Here is a 16,989-nt window from a genome sequence, read left to right on the forward strand (position 1 = left end):
GAAAACGTTGAAGAGATAACAAATAAAATGCCTTGGACCCCAGTCCCTCAATCTCCATCTTGGGTCCAAGGGCTTGTTAATCTGCGCGGAAATGTGATCACTTTGATAAATTTTTATAAATTGCTTTCTCCAACGGATGAAATCGAAGAAATATGTTACAATAACATCATCATTGTGAAAAATGATGAGGAAAAGATAGCATTCATGGTAGATGAAGTCGCATGGGTTTTGGATATTGAACCGTCTGCTATTCAACAGTTGGATGATAAAACTGATGAGCTAGTGTCTAGCGTGATTCAAGTAAAAGACCAAATAGTGAGTGTCATCAACATGGAGAAACTATTTTTATAAAAATGAGGGATAACTAGTGAAGCAAGTTTTATCACAGCAAGAGATTGATTCGTTATTGCAAGCGGTAGAAAGTGGAGAAATTGATGCTAAAGGTTTAGACGAACAAGAACAGGAAAAAAACAAGGTCAAAAGCTATGACTTTAGACGTCCTGTTCGTCTGTCAAAAGAATACATAAGTACATTAAATATGGTTTTCGAAGAATTCACTAAAATAATCGGCAATATCCTTTCCACTCAAGTCAGAACCAATGTAGATGTGCAGCTAGCTTCAATTGAACAAGTCAGTTTTGATGAGTTTGTGCACTCGGTTCCGCGCTTTACGTTAATGGGATTATTCCATTCTGCACCATTAGAAGGAACGCAGATCATCGAAATCAGTCCGCAACTTTGTTTGCAATTGGTTGATTTGTTATGCGGCAGTATGGAAATTCGAGACAACGCAGAGGAAATGACGAAAGAAAGCTTTACCGATATTGAGATGGCGATCTTAGAAGAAGTATTGACGAATTTTGTTCATTCTTTTGAATTGGCTTGGCGTGATGTGGTAGAAATTAAAGGGACAATGGATTCAACGGAAACCAACCCTCAAATGATGCAAACCATGTCTCCAAACGAACCAGTCGTTTTGGTCACATTCACAGTTGAATTGTTTAATGTTCGAACATTTATTAATTTATGTATTCCTTATATCTTTTTTGAAGGGATATTAGATAAATTAAGTTTACGCAATTGGTTCCATTCTGAAAAAGAAACCGACCATTCAGATAGTGGGAAATTAGAAAAAAGTCTGCATTCTGCCCCAGTAAACCTAGAGGTACTTTTAGGTGAAACAGTCATGACGTTGGAAAACTTTCTACAATTAGAATTGGGAGACATCATTCCTTTAGATGGTAAAACATCTGATCCGTTGATCTTATCTGTGGAAAAACTTCCACGCTATTTTGTTAAGCCAGGGTTAAAAGGAAAAAACATGGCGGTTGAAGTATTACAGTATATTGGAGGAGAGACAGACGAATGAGCAGTGAAAAATTAACGCAAGAAGAAATTGATGCAATGTTGAATGGAAATGCCCCTACCCCTGAGCCACAAACAACTGACACACTTGATCAAACACAAGTAGATATTATTGGAGAAATTGGAAATATTTCCATGTCTCAAGCCGCTACGACATTGTCTTCGATCTTGAATCATCGAGTAACGATCACGACGCCTGTTGTGTCTTGCTTAAAATTCCAAGAAATCATTGACGAAAGTGTTGTACCAAAAGTAGTCACAACCATTAAATTTAAAAAAGGGTTAGCTGGCAGCAACCTGTTAATGATGAATGAAAAAGATGCGATTATTATTGCGGATCTCATGATGGACGGAAACGGCGATGCTGAGGGAAAAGAATTTACAGAGCTTGAATTGAGCGCTGTAGGAGAAGCCATGAATCAAATGATGGGTTCTGCTGCAACTGCTATGGCGACTATGCTGGAACGCATTGTAGATATTTTCCCGCCAGATGTTGAAGTATGGAAAGACCAAGAACACACCAACTACGACAAAATCAGTGGAGATACGACAGTCTGCAAAATTGCTTTTCAGATGACTGTAGATGACTTGATTCAAAGTGAAATCATGCAGATCTTTACTCTTGAGACGGTGAGAAACATTTCAAAAATTGTGTTAGCAGATGAAGGTGAAGTGATTCAAGACCGTGAATTGCCGGCACAACCTGAAGCCCCTACTGCTCCAGTCGAACCGGTTACTAGCCAAGTACCGCAAAACACAGAAGGTAAAATCGCAATTCAAAAACCTGAGTTCCAAGAATTGACACATGCTGGCAGTTTGAAGACTCCAAGAAATTTAGATTTAATTATGGATGTACCACTGCAATTCAGCGTTATGCTGGGCGAAAGTAAAAAAACCATCAAAGATATTTTGTCTTTAGGAACCGGATCAGTTGTTGAACTAAACAAAATGACCGATGAACCTTTAGAAATTTATGTAAATGGAAAGTTGATCGCTGAAGGCGAAGTAGTTGTAATCAATGAAAGCTTCGGAATTCGAATCACCAACATTTTAAGCAAAGAACAACGTATTCAACATTTAAACTAATTTTTGGAGTGTGGTAAAAAGCGGTTAGACCCGAAGCACTGGAGCAAACCAAGCGCAGTGTGGTCATAGACCATCGAGCATTGTTTGCGAAGTGGATGTCGGTTCTGCTTTGAGAACAGGATTTAGTACAAAAAGGGGAAAAAGTCAGAACAAATTGTTCTGGCTTTTTTAGTTTCTACTTGAATAATAGAAAGTCAGACGCTAGTATAGAAGAGTCAAGATATAAAACAGATGTACATAAAAAAGAATGAATGGAAGACTGCTTTTTTTTATGAAAGACTTAATTATCCTGAAAAGGTGCCGATAGTAGATATGTAAGGCAAAAAATTGCCGATAATTGCTAAGGAACTAAACTCAAAAACTTAAACTAACGAATAAAAAACGAAACTAGGGAGAAGAAAGGAGCACCAACGATGAAAATAGGAAATAATGGATACAACCAATACATCAATACTGTCCGTCAAAATCAAGAAAATGCCCACAGTAAAGGACTACAAAAAAGTACCGATTCAGTAAATGAAGAATCAGTAACCGTTGATATTTCTGAAGCAGCTAAGCAATTAGCTAAAACAAAAGCAGCTGAAAATGCACCAACAATGTCACCAAATGTAGAAGCAATTAAAAAAGCTGTGTTGAATGGCACGTATAGCGTATCGCCTGAAAAAATTTCCAGTGGAATGATGCAAGCAATGAACAATCAAAGGGAGTATACGGATTAATGAACAAAAAAGTGAACGCACTCGATACTCTAGTTCAATTTAAAACACTGTTGATGGATGAACAACAAGCGTTGATTCAAAACGATAGTGCTAAAGTAAAGACTCTTATTGAACAAAAACAACAATTTTTAGATCTTCTTCCTACACTAACAGCTGAAGGATCAAAAAAAGAAGATCTGGTCGAATTAGCAGAAGAAATCAAAAATTTACAGCAAACCAATTTAACCCTAACAGAACAAGCTTTAAATTATCAAGAAACAATGATGGAAGCTATTACTAAAGGGGTTAACGCCGGCGGTTCTACTTACTCCAAACAGGGAGACTACAGTACCGTACAACAAGCAAATATCATTGATCAATCCCTATAAAGAGGTGAAAGAATGTCAGGTTTATTTGGAACTCTAAATAATGCAACAAAAGGCTTGAATGTACAGCAATCAGCTTTGCAAACAACCAGTCACAATATCTCCAATGCCAATACAGAAGGCTATTCTAGACAAAAAGTAAACATGGTAGCCGATAATCCTTATACACTTGGAGGAATCGGTCAACTAGGAACCGGTGTCCGAATCGCTTCAATTGATCGTATCGTGGATCCTTATGTGAACAATCAATTAAGAAATGAGAACTCTTCTCTAGAAATGTATAACAAAAAGTCTGAGGTTTTAGGTCAATTAGAAGGAATCTTTAATGAACCGTCAACAACTGGATTGAATAACAATTTAAGCAAAGTCTTTGCTTCTTGGACATACTTAGGATCTAACCCAGAACTTGCGACAGCTAAAACAATGGTGTCCCAAAATGCAGAAACCTTTACCGATACCTTGCACCATATGTCGAATCAAATCGACAGCTTACATGAAGATACGGTTCAAGATATTGAAAAAAATGTGATTGATTTTAATGCTAAAGTTCAACAATTGGATTCATTGAACCAACAAATTTTTAATATGACTTCACAAGGTCAAGCACCTAATGATCTATTAGACCAACAAGATAAACTTTTAGGCGAATTGACAGGGATTGCTGGAGTTGAAGCAAGCTACGATAAATTTAACCGAGTAAGCATTACTGTAGGCGGGGAACCCATTTTAACAGAAGATTCTATCGCTAAAATGAGTGTTGCAGCAGATCCGGCTGGTCAATTAACCGTCAACGACAAAACTGTCGACATCACATCTGGTAATATTAAAGGTTCTCAAGAAGCTTTAAGCGAGATCAATACTAAAAAACAAGAACTAAATGAGTTGGCGTTCACTTTTGCGACAGCAGTGAATACCGTACATGGTGATGGTGGAGAAGGATTAAACTTCTTTGAGTTAGGAACAGATGGAAATTATGCTGCTTCGATTCAAGTAAACAAAGAAATTCTAGCAGATGTCTCAAAAATCAATGCAGGAAAAAACATTGAATCCGTTGTCGGTGGAGATGGAACACGCGCTCAAGCTATTGCGTCATTGCAAAATACGAAGTTAGGTTACCCAGTTGATCCCACTGGAATTGAATACGATTCAGATACGATGACAATTAAAAATCAAGTAGGCGGATCAACTGTTTCGGGTGCTTACAATGATAGTGTTACGCAAATGGGAATTGTGAAACAGCAAGCTGATAATATGGTAGACAGTCAAGGAAGTTTAGTTAGCCTGCTTGAAGCCCGCAGAGATTCTGTTTCAGGTGTTTCGATCAATGAAGAAGTAACCAACACCATTACGTACCAAAGTGCTTTTGAAGCCAATTCTCGTATCATTTCAGTCGTTTCTGAGATGTTGGATACACTGATCAATCGGACGGGGGTTTAATAAATGAGAGTAACCGATTCGTTAATGTCGAAAAGCTTTTTAAGAAATCTTTCGGCTAACACAGAAAACGTCATGAAATACCAGAATCAATTATCAACGTTAAAAGAAGTCAGTAAACCTTCTGATGACCCATTAAAAGTATCTAAAATTTTGGATTTGAACAATTCAATCATTCAAAATGATCAATACAAAACAACCATTAATGATGCCATCCAATGGACCAATGTACAAGATTCTGCTTTAAGCAGTGCAACAGAATCCATGCAACGCATCAAAACACTGATTCAATACTCAGCCAATGGCACATTAAGCCACGAAGACCGCCAAGCCAATAAAGCGGAAATTGAATCTGAAATCCAAGGAACCGTGGACGCATTGAATACAAACTTTGGTGGACGCTATGTTTTTGCAGGAAAGAATACAACTGAGAAACCGTTCGAAGTACAAAAAAATGAAGCTGGGGAAATTACTGGGATTACTTATAGTGGAACAGCTGAAGGTAATGGGAATCTGTCACGTGAAATTGCACCAGGTGTTTCGGTGGAATTGAGTACAGATGGACGTAATTTTATGAATGCACAAAATGCGGACGGAACAGATAATTTAGGTTCTTTCTTTTCTGAGGTATTAACTGCTTTAGACGCAGATGACACAGAAAAATTATCTGGCTTGTTAGACAGAGCGGATCAAGAAATTGAAAATGTCGTATCGAATCGTTCTAAAACCGGAGCAATATTTAATCGTCTAAGTGCCACATTAGAGCGCAATGACAGTGAGAATCTAAATCTTAAAACATTATTATCCGAAAATCAAGACATTGATTTAGCTGAAAAATATATGCAATTTACCATGGAAAAATCAGCTTATCAAGCGTCGTTATCAATGGGAACTAAAATATTGCAAACAAGTATACTGGACTATCTATAAGATAGCCCAGTTTTTTTGATTTTTTTGTTAAAAAGACTTAACTCCTATTTAAGCCTGCCGATATAAGGTGTATAAGGCAAGCATCTTCGGATAATGATGAATGTTTAATAATTACAAAAAAATAAAAAAACATCCTTAACAGATGATGAAACATGCCGATATAAAAGGTAGAAGGCAACACCTTCACAAAATAGACTTTAGGAGGAAACACAATCATGAGAATTAATACAAATACAGCAGCAATGAATACTTACTCTCAATTAACATCAGCTAACGCTTCAAAAAGCAGCTCATTAGCTAAATTATCATCAGGACTACGTATCAACAAAGCTGGGGACGACGCAGCAGGTTTAGCAATCTCAGAAAAAATGAAAAACCAAATCTCAGGTATGACTCAAGCTTCACGTAATGCACAAGATGGTATTTCATTGATTCAAACAGCTGAAGGCGCATTAGGCGAAACACACAGCATTTTAAACCGTATGCGTGACTTAACTGTTCAAGCAAAAAATGGTACAAACACAGATGAAGATACAAATGCTATCCAAAAAGAAATGGATTCTCTTTCTTCAGAAATTGGACGTATCGCTAAAGATACTCAATTCAACTCAAAATCATTATTAAATGGCGGAACAGAAGGCTCTAGTTTTACATTCCAAATTGGAGCTAATGCTGGACAAGAAGTTAAATTAGAAATCAAAGATATGTCTACAACAGGCTTAGGATTATCTGATAGCATGACAGTAGCTGCTAAAGCAGCACTAGATTTAGATGTAGCAACAAAAGCATCAACAAAAGCTACAGAAACAAAAACAACAACTGAAGCAGCTGTAACAGATGCAACAGCAGCTAAAACAGCAGCTGCAACAGCATTAGCAGCTGCACCAACTGATCAAACTCTTATTGATGCTAATGCTGCAGCGATTACAGCAGAAGCAGATGCAATTGCACTAGACGCTAAAGCAGGAGAAGAAGTAACAAAATCAACTGATGCATTAACAGTTGCAACTGAATTCCAAACAGCTAATGCTTCAAATACTGATTTAGTAAGTGTTAGCAAACTTAAAGTTGCTAACGAAGTTGATGCTGACGGTAATGTAGTAGGAAACAAATTAACAGATAAAGATTACGATACTGTTATTGAAACAATTGATTCAGCTATCAAATCAGTTTCTGAAGAACGTGCAAACCTAGGTGCTACTCAAAACCGTTTAGACCATACTGTTTCTAATTTAGCAACTACTAAAGAAAACTTATCTGAAGCTAACTCTCGTATTACTGACGTAGATATGGCTGAAGAAATGATGAGCTTTACTAAATCTAACATCCTTTCTCAAGCTTCTACTTCAATGTTGGCTCAAGCAAACCAAATGCCACAAAGTGTTCTTTCATTATTACAATAATAATCAGATACTAAATTTAAAACGCATCAAATAAAAGCCGGCGTTGTGCCGGCTTTTATTTTATAGTAAACTATACGAGGTTGAGAAAAGGAGTTGTCAGATATGGATTTCATACAAGCTGTCACTAAATCTCTTCAAATTCGTCCTATTGAATCAAATACCATTCACCAATCAGATAAACATTCTTACATAAAAGGAACTATAGACTCAGAAGCAAAACAAGAGCCTATCATTGTTTCTGAAATAACCAAAGAAGAGTTAGATGCAACAGTAGAAAAAGCCAATCGATTTTTATTAGGTTTGAAAACGCAATTTGATTTTAAAATCCATGAAGGTACTGGCAGAACAGTAGTCAGATTGATAGATAAACAAACACAAGAAGTGGTAAAAGAAATTCCACCAGAAAAAATGCTCGATGTACTTGAGAGTATTTGGGATTCAGCAGGAATTTTAGTAGATCGTAAGGAGTGAAAGAATGGCTAGTAGCATTAATTTTTTAGGCTCATATTCAGGTATTGATTCAGCAACCATCGATTCCATGATTGAAGCAGAATCCGGGAAGCTTGTCCAATATACAAGCAAACAAACTAGTATTACAGCACAAAAAAATGCTTGGAAAGACATTAATACGCGTTTAGATAGTTTGTATACTAAGCTAGGCACTCTTGGGGAAGATAAGACGTTTAAATCAAAACTCGCGACTTCAAGTGATACTAGTAAAGTGGCAATTGCAGCAAGTACCGATTCAATCGCAAGTAATTACAGTATCGAAGTAAATCGTTTAGCAACTTCAAATCAAGTCACGTCAGGTGAGATCCCGTTAGCTGATGGTAAAACGATTAAAGAAAGCCTTGGGTTAACTGGTACATTTACAGTCACTAGTCAAGCGACAGCTGGTACTGTAGAAGAAAAAGAAGCGACTAGTGGTAAATTTGACATTAAAATTACAGCTAAAGACAGCTTAAAAGATATTGTTGGTAAGATCAACGAACAATCAAAAGAATCCGGTATTCAAGCAAAAATCGTAGATAATCGTATCATCATGACTGATAGTAAAATGGGTAATCGTACGATGATATTTGGCGGTAGTGTAACGGATAAGGATGGAAATGAAATTGACAACGGTGATATGGCCGGAGCATTAGGATTTGAAAAAGACAAAACTTATAATGGCGGACAATCTGCTGAGCTTACTATAGACGGCATTAAAGTAACACGAGATACGAATAGTATCACAGATGCTGTAGAAGGATTAACCTTTGATTTGAAAGGTGTAACGGAAGCTTCAAAACCTGTTTCGATTGGAATTAAAGAAGATACAGATACGACTGTTAAAGCATTCCAATCCTTTGTGGATCAATACAATTCAACCTTAACGTTTATTGGCGATCAATTAGATGTTGGAGATCCTTCAGCAGAAAATAATAAAACTGGTGCGTTGGTTGGTGACAGTTCTTTGATACGGTTGCAATCAAGCCTACGTTCTTTAATGACTGGATCCGCAAATACTGGAAATGCTGCATACAACAATCTTGAATCAGTAGGATTTTCAGTAGATCGATTTGGTAAAGCAACACTCGATACAGAGAAATTAAAAACAGCATTAGCAGATGATCCAACGGCTGTAAAAAAAATATTATTCCAAACAACTTCAACTGAAACAACAGGTGTTGATGAAAGTGGTGCTACAACAACTGTAACCACTGAAACCGAAGTTGGTATGGCTCAAAAAATGCGTGCATTAGTAGATACGTATATTTCAGAAAAGACTGGGATTATTGCGACTAAATCTGACACCTACGATAAATCATTAAAAGACCTTTCTGAAAGCATTACAAAATTTAATGAACGGTTAGAGAAGAAACGGGATAATTATATTGCGATGTTTACACGTGTGGATACAGCTATGATGGAAGCAGAATCGCAATTGGCTTACTTACAAAGTCAGTTTAGTACGAATGATTAAAAAAATATATAATCAGGATAATAAAGAAATGGGGGGAGTTCGCCATGACAACTGATGCTGAATGGACTCAACTTCGAACGGATGTATTGGAAAATATCGTAGTATTGATGGACTCTTGGAATGGTAATGTAGAAGAGGCTATGGATATCGTCTCTGAAAACCAACGAAACATGGATCAGTTGAAAGCTATTGAGCAAAAGTTAAGTGAAGATGCAGCGTTTCAGTATACGCCAGCTGAAAAACAGCTTCTTGCTGTGATTATTCCAAAACAACAACAATTAATGGCGGCTATTCGTGGAGAAAAAAATAATTTAATGAATAAAATGAAACAAATCAATAAAAAGAATCAAGTCAGAGATAATTATGTATCCATTAAACGTGCTCCTGTCTTCCTAGATAAAGGTATCTAGGAAGACAGGAGCGAAATGAGCCTAAGAACAAAAGTAGGAGGAATAAAGAATGTATCAAAAAAATGGATCAGCGATTTATAAAGAGAATCAAATTTTAACAGCATCGCCTAAAAAATTGATCGTATTACTATACGAAGGATGCATCAAAAATTTGAAATTAGCTGAATTGCATATTGCTGAAAAGAATATCGAAAAAACGAATCAAGTATTGATCAAAGCCCAAGATATCATTGCTGAATTAATGAATACATTAGATTTTGAAAAAGGCGGAGAAGTTGCTGAAAACCTTTACCGCATGTATGAATACATCGCTAGTGAATTGATCAAAGCAAATGTGACAAAAAATGCAGGAGATGTAATACGCAGCCGTAAATTAGTAGAAGAACTGCGTGACACTTGGATTGAAATAGAATAAGAGATTAAACAACAAGTGTTGATTTTTTGACACATTCTTTTTGTGAAGTAAAATAACATAATCAATTAAATGAAATGAGCTCTCCTTACTTAAAAAAAGTAAGGTTTTTTTGCGTAGAAAATTAAGAATAGCAGCAGTTTATTTGATTATCAAACTAAATAAAAAAATCAAGAAAAAAATAAATTTTTTTCAAAAAAAATTATTTGTGTTATTTTGAGCAATTCGAGCAAAGAAAGTATATTGCTGAATAAAAACAAATGAGATATACTTTCTTAGGTTGATAGTACTGCATAGTTTGCCAAAAAGGCGACTCATAAATGTATAATAATTAATAACGCATGTGTTTTATTTAAAGGCAGTAAAACGAGAGCAATGATCATAATAGAGCAAGATAAAAAATGAGTATATGGGAGTGGAAAAAAGTGGACTCTACCTATAATTTGATGAAAAATGCATTAGATGCTGCATCTATGAGGCAAGAAATGATTTCAAGCAATGTTGCGAATGTGAATACAGCGGATTACAAAGTGAACAAAGTCGATTTTGAAACGATTTTAGACAATGTATCAAATGGGACAACGATGAATAAAACGAACGATTTACATATAGGTTTTGGAAGTTTAGAAGATGTTTCACCGGTGGTATCTAAAAGAACAGATACAACAGTGAAAGAAAATGGCAACAATGTCGACATTGATATCGAAATGGCGGAAGAAGCCAGCAACAGTATTTATTATAATGCAATGATAACGCAATTAAACGCTAAGTACTCAATGTTGCGGAGTGTAATTACGAAGTAGTAAATAGAAAAAGAAGAAGGTGTATTCATGTCGATTTTTGATTCCATGCAGATAAATGCAAGTGGATTAAGTTTAGAACGATTAAAACTAGATACGATTTCAACAAATATTGCGAACGTCAATACCACGCGTACGGAAGATGGAGAAGTTCCTTACTTAAAAAAAGAAGTCGTATTTGAAGAAAGTTTGAAACAGGTTGAATCCTCTATGGCTGGTCAAGGAACTGAAAAAAGTTTTGGTGTAAAACCTACTGAAATTAGAGAAAATACAGAAGATATCGTGATGGAGTATGATCCAACAAACCCAGATGCAAACGAAGAAGGATATGTTCAGCAATCGAACGTCAATATGGCAGATGAAATGATCGATATGATGACAACACTGCGTACGTATGACGCTAATGTAACAGCAATGAATGCCAGCAAAGAAATGCTCTCAAAAGCGTTGCAGATCACGATTGGTTAATAAATAAGGTTTAGAGGAGAAGTTAAAATGAATGTAGACACACTTTTTAATAATCTAGTTAATGGTCCGTCACAAACAGGGCTAACAAGTGGAATGAATAACCAAACGAGCGAAGAAACAAACGGATTATCGTCATTTTCGGGTATGTTAGAAAATGTGATGAGTTCTTTAAATGAACAACAGGTATCAGCGGATCAAGGTGTACAAGACCTAATATCTGGCAATACAGATAACTTACATAATGTGATGATTCAAACTTCTGAGGCTCAATTGTCACTAGAACTAGCTTTACAATTAAGAAATAAAGGCTTAGAAGCTTACAATGAAATAAAAAATATGCAATTTTAATGAGTTTTTGAGGGAGTTACGCTAATTATGAATGGAATTAAGAAAATCTGGACTGGCATCAAAGACGGTTGGACGAACCTTGGCAAAAGCAAACGAATCGGATTAGGTGTAGTTTTAGTACTTGTCATTACGATTGTAACGGCTTTGACTTTCTATACGCAAAAAGTAGAGTATGCTACATTATTTTCTAATTTAGAAGAAGCCGATGCAGGAACAATTGTAAATGATATCAAAGCTAAAGGGATCGATTATAAGTTAGAAGACAATGGGACAACGATTTTAATTGATCAAGCTCAAGTAGATACATATAGAATTGAATTGGCCGTAAATGATATGTTGCCAAAAAGCAACACAGGATTTGAGATCTTTGACGAGACTAGCATGATGGCGACAGATGAAGATCGTAAAATCATGTATCAAAGAGCGGTCACAGGTGAATTGGAACGCTCGATTTCGGCATTGGATTCGATTGAACAAGCAAAGGTGCTGTTGTCATTACCAGAAGACAGTGTCTTTACTAGCGAAGAAAATGTGTCAAAAGCTTCTGCTTCTGTTGTTTTGACGCCAATCAGCGGGTCACAAATTCCCGTTTCTGCTGTACAAGGTATCGCTTCATTGATTTCAGGAGCTGTAGACAATCTGCCTAAAGAGAACATCAAGATCGTCGATACAGCAGGAAACTTATTGAGCACAGCGCTGGAAGATGAAGGCAATTTGAATGCAACAGACTTAGTTAGTAAATACCAAGCTATCACGCGCAGCTATGAACAAGAGTTGGAACAAAAACTGATTCAAACGTTAGGTCCGATTTACGGCATCGAAAAATTGACGGTTGCAGTGACTGCTGAGATGAATTTTGACTCAAGCGAAAGTGAAATCATCAATTATGGCGATTCTTCTGTCCGCAGCGAAACAGTTTCTGCCGGTGGTGGAACCATTGATGTAGAAGAAGGCGAAGGGTTCGAAAACAGTATCAATCAAATCGAGAGTGGCGAAGAAGGCGGAAACTCTACCTATAATCGTACTACGAATTATGAGTTAAATTCGGAAACAACCAATACGGTCAAAGCACCTGGAGAAGTAGAACGTTTAAGCACTTCGGTTATTTTTGACGGCAATTTAAGCCCAGCTGACAAGGAAGCTCTTGAAGCAATCGTGGCTACAACAGTTGGTTCTGTTGAAGAACGAGATGTAATTTCTATACAAGGGATCGATTTTGCAACTACTACTGATGTAATTGAAACAACAGCACCAGAACAATTAAAGAGCAGTATCAATGATGTTATGATGCGGTATTGGCCATATCTTGTTGGTGGATTAGCGATCGTTGTGATCTTAATCTTATTACTAACGTTGTTACGCAGACGATCAACTGACGACGATGAATTGGATTTCTTTGATGAGGAAGAACCAGAGCCAATCGTAGCGCCACAAAGACCAGTCAAACCACTAGACGAGGAAAGAAAAGCGAAAGAAAAAGCTGATCTGAAGCGAGAATTAAATAAAAATATGTCTGAAAAAGAAAGCACTGTAAGAGATTATGCGAAAGAAAGTCCAGAAGGTGCGGCTGACTTGATCAAAATTTGGATGAAAGATGAGTAGGTGAAGGTATGAAAGAAGTAGACGGATTAAAAAAAGCGGCTATATTGCTGATATCGTTAGGCTCAGAAACATCAGCCAAGATCATGAAGAATCTGCCGGACAGCTACATTCAAAAAGTGAGTTATGAAATAGCCAACATTGATTATGTGAATCCAGAAGAACGGGATGCGGTCATCAATGAATTTATCGAAATGTCTCAAGCAAGAGAATACGTGATCGATGGAGGTATCGATTATGCGAAGAACTTGTTAAATATGGCAATCGGCCCTCAGCGTGCAAAAGAAGTAATCGACATGTTGAATCAGATCCAATTGCGTGAACGCCCATTCAACATTGCGCGTAAAGCAGACCCTCAACAACTGACAAATTTATTGCTAAATGAGCAACCTCAGACTGTTGCTTTGATCTTATGTTATATGCAACCTGAAAAAGCAGCCATAATTTTATCTGAATTTCCAATTGAATTGCAGTCAGAAATTGCTGAAAGAATCGGAACAATCACCAGCACATCTCCTGCCATTATTGAGAAGATTGAAAAAGTAATCGAAAATAAATTTTCTAATTACATTGAAAATGATCTGGAAACAGTTGGTGGCGTTCGTACATTAGTTGAAATCTTGAATTCAGTTGGACGAAGCACTGAGAAAAATATTATTAAGGTGTTGGAAGAAAAACAACCCGAACTGGCTGAAGAAATCAAAGCAAGTCTATTTACGTTTGAAGATATCATCACGCTTGAAAAAGGCGATGTACAAAAAGTTCTTAGAGATGTTAAAAATGACGACTTGGCATTGGCTCTTAAAGGAGTATCGGATGAAATCAAGAACTTCATTTACACCAACTTATCTACTCGTGCAGTGGACACACTTAAAGAAGATCTTCAATTCATGGGACCTATTCGCTTATCTGCCGTTGAAGAAGCTCAACAACGCATTGTGACCGTGATTCGTCGCTTAGATGAAAAAGGCGAGATCTATTTGAGAAGAGGCGATTCTGATGCCATTATCTCATAGGATCATTAAGCAAGGACAATCCTTTACCGAAGAGAACCGAACTTTTATCCAAACAGACATGGCACCTGCAAAACCTTCTGAAGACTATTTAAATGAAACAGATCAGCTCGAAGAAGAACCCATTGAAGCGGTTCAAGCCAGAGCCCTGTTAGATGAGACACGTCAAAAGAAACAAGCAATTCTCTCAGAAGCGGAAAAAGAAGCAAAGCAACTGAAAGAAGCAGCTGAAAAATCAGGCTTTGAAGAAGGTCAGAAACAAGGGTACGAAACAGGTTACACAACCGGCTATACAACGGGTATGAAACAAGCTGAAACAGAAAGCCAGGTTATGAGAGATACGATTCAACAGAGGCTGGATGAAGCTAAAGAAACCGTGGAGAATTATTACCAAGCGAAAAAAAATGAATTTTTAGAATTAGCTGGACATATGGCTGAAACCATTGTGCATAAAAGCATTGATGTTTCGTCGGATCAAGTGATGGATTTGATCAATCCTGTGCTGCATCGTTTAAAACGAGAAGACCAGTTCATTACCTTGATGGTCAGGCCGGAACAAAAGGAACTCGTGAAAGAAAAAGTCAAAGAGTTTGAAAAAGAAAACCAAGATATTCGCTTTGCAGTACTGACAGACAATACATTGGATAAAAATGGCTGCGTTGTTGAAAATGCCCATGCCATTATTGATTTGCAAGTCAGAAAACAATTAGATGCCATGATAGAGGAAATGAAGAATGCGGAGTGACGATGATGTTTGATATCCCTTTTGATGCTTACCACAACCAATTGAATAGAAAAAGCTACTACTTAAAAATGGGGAAAGTCAGTCAAGTGACGGGATTAATCATTAAAGTAGAAGGTTTAGATGCGTTTGTAGGAGAAGTATGCGAGATCCACATCAAGTCATCTGGCAGAATAGCTTTGAGTGAAGTTGTTGGATTTGTAGACGAAATGGTTTTATTGATGCCCTTAGATGAATTAGAAGGTATTGGACCAGGTTGTTTGGTTAAACCAACTGGTAAAACACTAAAAGTTGAAATCAGTGAAAAATTGCTGGGGAACACGTTGGATGGTTTAGGCCGACCAATGGACACCTCGCTAGAAGTGGATGGCGTGTTCTATGATGTAAACCGAAGTTCTCCAAACCCATTTAAACGAAAAAAAATCCAAGATGTTATGCCGACCGGAATCAAAGCAATCGACGGCACTTTAACAGTTGGAGAAGGTCAACGGGTCGGGATTTTTGCGGGTAGTGGAGTCGGAAAGAGTACTTTACTTGGAATGATGGCTCGCTACATTGAAGCCGATGTGATCGTGATTGGCTTGATCGGTGAGCGTGGCAGAGAAGTCTTGGAATTTATCGAAAAAGACTTAGGAGAAGAAGGGTATCGAAAATCAGTCGTGGTGTGTGCCACTTCTGATATGCCGCCGCTTGTACGACTAAAAGGTGCTTCTGTAGCTACAACTATTGCAGAATATTTTAGAGATCAAGGTAAAAAAGTCGTGTTGATGATGGACTCTGTAACGCGTGTGGCGATGGCTCAACGCGAGATCGGATTAGCAACCGGCGAACCACCAACGACCAAAGGGTATACGCCTTCTGTTTTCACGACATTACCTAAGTTGTTAGAACGAAGCGGGATGTCGGAAAATGGTTCGATAACGGCCTTTTATACTGTTTTAGTTGAAGGGGACGATATGAACGAACCAATCGCCGATTCTGTGCGTGGGATCTTGGATGGACACATCGTGTTGTCACGGAAGATTGCTTCGGAAAACCATTACCCCGCTATTGATATTCAAAACAGCATCAGCCGGTTAATGAAAGACATCACAGCCGAAAGTCATTCAGCAACAGCTGGTAAGGTAAAAGAAAATATGGCTGTATATGCCGACTCAAAAGATTTGATTGACGTAGGTGCTTACCGTAAAGGAAGCAATCCACTGGTCGATCGAGCCGTTCAATTAAATACACCGATCAAGAACTTTTTGAAACAGCGGGTGGATGAACGCTATGCCTTTGACGAAGTAGTGGACCAATTGAAGACTCTTTTTGAAGTGCAGCAATTTGGCAATTAAAAAGGAAACAAATTGAAAAGTGTGGCAAAAATCTTGCTTCACGTAACAGTGAACTGATTATCTCGCTCCACTTTTACGTCAACGCTCATTTTAGTGTCTTTTCGTGAATAAAAGGCTGTCGGTTCTGCTTTTTGGAAAATGTTCTAGAGGACTGAATGGAGTATATAGAAGTAATGAGGACAAGTGTCTCAGTCGATTAAAGTAAGGAGCAAAGAAAGTGGCAAACTATCAATTTTCAATGGAAAAAGTATTGGATTGGAGATCCGATACTGAAGAAGAGAAAAAAAAGAATTTGGGACATGTTCAACAACAAAAAGAACAACAAGAAAATACCTTACAACGGTTGATACGGGAAAATATTAAAATCAAAAATGACAGTTTAACATCGACACGAATTGATGTATTGAGACGTCAACATCTTTATAAGACTATGATTGATGAAAAGATCATTCAGCAAAAAAATGTTGTTGCTAAAGCTGAAAAAGAAGTAGAAAATGCTCGTCTTGAATTAATGGAAGCCCATAAAGATCGAAAAGTCATGGAGAAGTTAAAGGAAAAAGAATACAGCTTTTTAATGGAACAAGAAAAACAT

General features: G+C 37.3%; 20 protein-coding genes. All 20 read left to right on the top strand.

All coding sequences use genetic code 11. The features are described from left to right. Positions 1-351: chemotaxis protein CheW (locus ABS911_RS10655; protein WP_350467579.1), on the top strand; the 351-nt coding region annotated here is incomplete at its 5' end. A gap of 16 nt (positions 352-367) precedes the next feature. Next, the gene (gene fliM / locus ABS911_RS10660; RefSeq protein ID WP_251165676.1) at positions 368-1,369 is read left to right on the top strand and encodes a flagellar motor switch protein FliM; all 1,002 of its coding nucleotides are present in this window, start codon (positions 368-370) and stop codon (positions 1,367-1,369) included. Next, positions 1,366-2,451 carry a flagellar motor switch phosphatase FliY gene (gene fliY, locus ABS911_RS10665; protein WP_350467580.1) on the top strand — a complete coding sequence of 362 codons (1,086 nt, stop codon included), beginning with the start codon at positions 1,366-1,368 and terminating at the stop codon, positions 2,449-2,451. Before fliM ends, fliY begins: the two co-directional genes overlap by 4 nt. 413 nt (positions 2,452-2,864) lie before the next feature. Beyond that, positions 2,865-3,170, top strand: coding sequence for a flagellar biosynthesis anti-sigma factor FlgM (flgM, locus tag ABS911_RS10670; protein WP_350467581.1), 306 nt, complete (start codon positions 2,865-2,867; stop codon positions 3,168-3,170). Then, the gene (locus ABS911_RS10675) at positions 3,170-3,538 is read left to right on the top strand and encodes a flagellar motor switch protein (RefSeq protein ID WP_251165673.1); all 369 of its coding nucleotides are present in this window, start codon (positions 3,170-3,172) and stop codon (positions 3,536-3,538) included. Before flgM ends, ABS911_RS10675 begins: the two co-directional genes overlap by 1 nt. A gap of 12 nt (positions 3,539-3,550) precedes the next feature. Beyond that, on the top strand, positions 3,551-4,972 hold the full coding sequence (gene flgK, locus ABS911_RS10680; RefSeq protein WP_350467582.1) for a flagellar hook-associated protein FlgK: 1,422 nt from the start codon (positions 3,551-3,553) through the stop codon (positions 4,970-4,972). A gap of 3 nt (positions 4,973-4,975) precedes the next feature. After that, positions 4,976-5,899: a flagellar hook-associated protein FlgL gene (gene flgL / locus ABS911_RS10685; RefSeq protein ID WP_251165671.1), complete on the top strand. Its 924-nt coding sequence runs from the start codon at positions 4,976-4,978 to the stop codon at positions 5,897-5,899. Positions 5,900-6,114: 215 nt separating this feature from the next. Continuing rightward, positions 6,115-7,302: a flagellin N-terminal helical domain-containing protein gene (locus ABS911_RS10690; RefSeq protein WP_350467583.1), complete on the top strand. Its 1,188-nt coding sequence runs from the start codon at positions 6,115-6,117 to the stop codon at positions 7,300-7,302. Between the two features lie 102 nt (positions 7,303-7,404). Next, on the top strand, positions 7,405-7,773 hold the full coding sequence (locus ABS911_RS10695; protein ID WP_251165669.1) for a flagellar protein FlaG: 369 nt from the start codon (positions 7,405-7,407) through the stop codon (positions 7,771-7,773). Positions 7,774-7,777: 4 nt separating this feature from the next. Beyond that, the gene (gene fliD, locus ABS911_RS10700; RefSeq protein ID WP_251165668.1) at positions 7,778-9,268 is read left to right on the top strand and encodes a flagellar filament capping protein FliD; all 1,491 of its coding nucleotides are present in this window, start codon (positions 7,778-7,780) and stop codon (positions 9,266-9,268) included. 44 nt (positions 9,269-9,312) lie between these two features. Further along, complete coding sequence (locus tag ABS911_RS10705; protein ID WP_251165667.1) at positions 9,313-9,678, top strand: flagellar cap protein; 366 nt, start codon at positions 9,313-9,315, stop codon at positions 9,676-9,678. Between the two features lie 49 nt (positions 9,679-9,727). Continuing rightward, positions 9,728-10,093, top strand: coding sequence for a flagellar export chaperone FliS (gene fliS / locus ABS911_RS10710; RefSeq protein WP_251165666.1), 366 nt, complete (start codon positions 9,728-9,730; stop codon positions 10,091-10,093). A 422-nt stretch (positions 10,094-10,515) separates the two neighbouring features. Continuing rightward, positions 10,516-10,893, top strand: a complete 378-nt coding sequence (gene flgB / locus ABS911_RS10715; protein ID WP_251165665.1) for a flagellar basal body rod protein FlgB — start codon at positions 10,516-10,518, stop codon at positions 10,891-10,893. 27 nt (positions 10,894-10,920) lie between these two features. Next, complete coding sequence (gene flgC / locus ABS911_RS10720; protein ID WP_350467584.1) at positions 10,921-11,358, top strand: flagellar basal body rod protein FlgC; 438 nt, start codon at positions 10,921-10,923, stop codon at positions 11,356-11,358. Positions 11,359-11,385: 27 nt separating this feature from the next. Beyond that, positions 11,386-11,706 carry a flagellar hook-basal body complex protein FliE gene (gene fliE, locus ABS911_RS10725; RefSeq protein ID WP_251165664.1) on the top strand — a complete coding sequence of 107 codons (321 nt, stop codon included), beginning with the start codon at positions 11,386-11,388 and terminating at the stop codon, positions 11,704-11,706. A gap of 27 nt (positions 11,707-11,733) precedes the next feature. Beyond that, positions 11,734-13,308, top strand: a complete 1,575-nt coding sequence (gene fliF / locus ABS911_RS10730) for a flagellar basal-body MS-ring/collar protein FliF (protein WP_350467585.1) — start codon at positions 11,734-11,736, stop codon at positions 13,306-13,308. A gap of 8 nt (positions 13,309-13,316) precedes the next feature. Next, positions 13,317-14,321, top strand: coding sequence for a flagellar motor switch protein FliG (fliG, locus tag ABS911_RS10735; protein WP_023179027.1), 1,005 nt, complete (start codon positions 13,317-13,319; stop codon positions 14,319-14,321). Further along, positions 14,305-15,063 carry a FliH/SctL family protein gene (locus ABS911_RS10740; RefSeq protein ID WP_251165662.1) on the top strand — a complete coding sequence of 253 codons (759 nt, stop codon included), beginning with the start codon at positions 14,305-14,307 and terminating at the stop codon, positions 15,061-15,063. Before fliG ends, ABS911_RS10740 begins: the two co-directional genes overlap by 17 nt. 2 nt (positions 15,064-15,065) lie before the next feature. Beyond that, on the top strand, positions 15,066-16,397 hold the full coding sequence (fliI, locus tag ABS911_RS10745) for a flagellar protein export ATPase FliI (protein WP_420867471.1): 1,332 nt from the start codon (positions 15,066-15,068) through the stop codon (positions 16,395-16,397). A 217-nt stretch (positions 16,398-16,614) separates the two neighbouring features. Beyond that, positions 16,615-16,989 (top strand): flagellar export protein FliJ (gene fliJ / locus ABS911_RS10750; protein ID WP_350467586.1); only part of this gene is annotated, 375 nt, incomplete at its 3' end.

This window comes from Carnobacterium sp. (genome assembly GCF_040274425.1).

Excerpts from the sequence above, each read along its gene's own strand:
- ABS911_RS10690 (WP_350467583.1), top strand. The coding sequence starts at position 6,115 with ATGAGAATTAATACAAATACAGCAGCAATGAATACTTACTCTCAATTA.
- flgM (WP_350467581.1), top strand. The coding sequence starts at position 2,865 with ATGAAAATAGGAAATAATGGATACAACCAATACATCAATACTGTCCGT.
- flgL (WP_251165671.1), top strand. The coding sequence starts at position 4,976 with ATGAGAGTAACCGATTCGTTAATGTCGAAAAGCTTTTTAAGAAATCTT.
- fliS (WP_251165666.1), top strand. The coding sequence starts at position 9,728 with ATGTATCAAAAAAATGGATCAGCGATTTATAAAGAGAATCAAATTTTA.
- fliI (WP_420867471.1), top strand. The coding sequence starts at position 15,066 with ATGATGTTTGATATCCCTTTTGATGCTTACCACAACCAATTGAATAGA.
- flgK (WP_350467582.1), top strand. The coding sequence starts at position 3,551 with ATGTCAGGTTTATTTGGAACTCTAAATAATGCAACAAAAGGCTTGAAT.
- ABS911_RS10740 (WP_251165662.1), top strand. The coding sequence starts at position 14,305 with ATGCCATTATCTCATAGGATCATTAAGCAAGGACAATCCTTTACCGAA.
- fliF (WP_350467585.1), top strand. The coding sequence starts at position 11,734 with ATGAATGGAATTAAGAAAATCTGGACTGGCATCAAAGACGGTTGGACG.
- fliD (WP_251165668.1), top strand. The coding sequence starts at position 7,778 with ATGGCTAGTAGCATTAATTTTTTAGGCTCATATTCAGGTATTGATTCA.
- fliG (WP_023179027.1), top strand. The coding sequence starts at position 13,317 with ATGAAAGAAGTAGACGGATTAAAAAAAGCGGCTATATTGCTGATATCG.
- flgC (WP_350467584.1), top strand. The coding sequence starts at position 10,921 with ATGTCGATTTTTGATTCCATGCAGATAAATGCAAGTGGATTAAGTTTA.
- ABS911_RS10675 (WP_251165673.1), top strand. The coding sequence starts at position 3,170 with ATGAACAAAAAAGTGAACGCACTCGATACTCTAGTTCAATTTAAAACA.
- fliY (WP_350467580.1), top strand. The coding sequence starts at position 1,366 with ATGAGCAGTGAAAAATTAACGCAAGAAGAAATTGATGCAATGTTGAAT.
- ABS911_RS10695 (WP_251165669.1), top strand. The coding sequence starts at position 7,405 with ATGGATTTCATACAAGCTGTCACTAAATCTCTTCAAATTCGTCCTATT.
- ABS911_RS10705 (WP_251165667.1), top strand. The coding sequence starts at position 9,313 with ATGACAACTGATGCTGAATGGACTCAACTTCGAACGGATGTATTGGAA.
- fliE (WP_251165664.1), top strand. The coding sequence starts at position 11,386 with ATGAATGTAGACACACTTTTTAATAATCTAGTTAATGGTCCGTCACAA.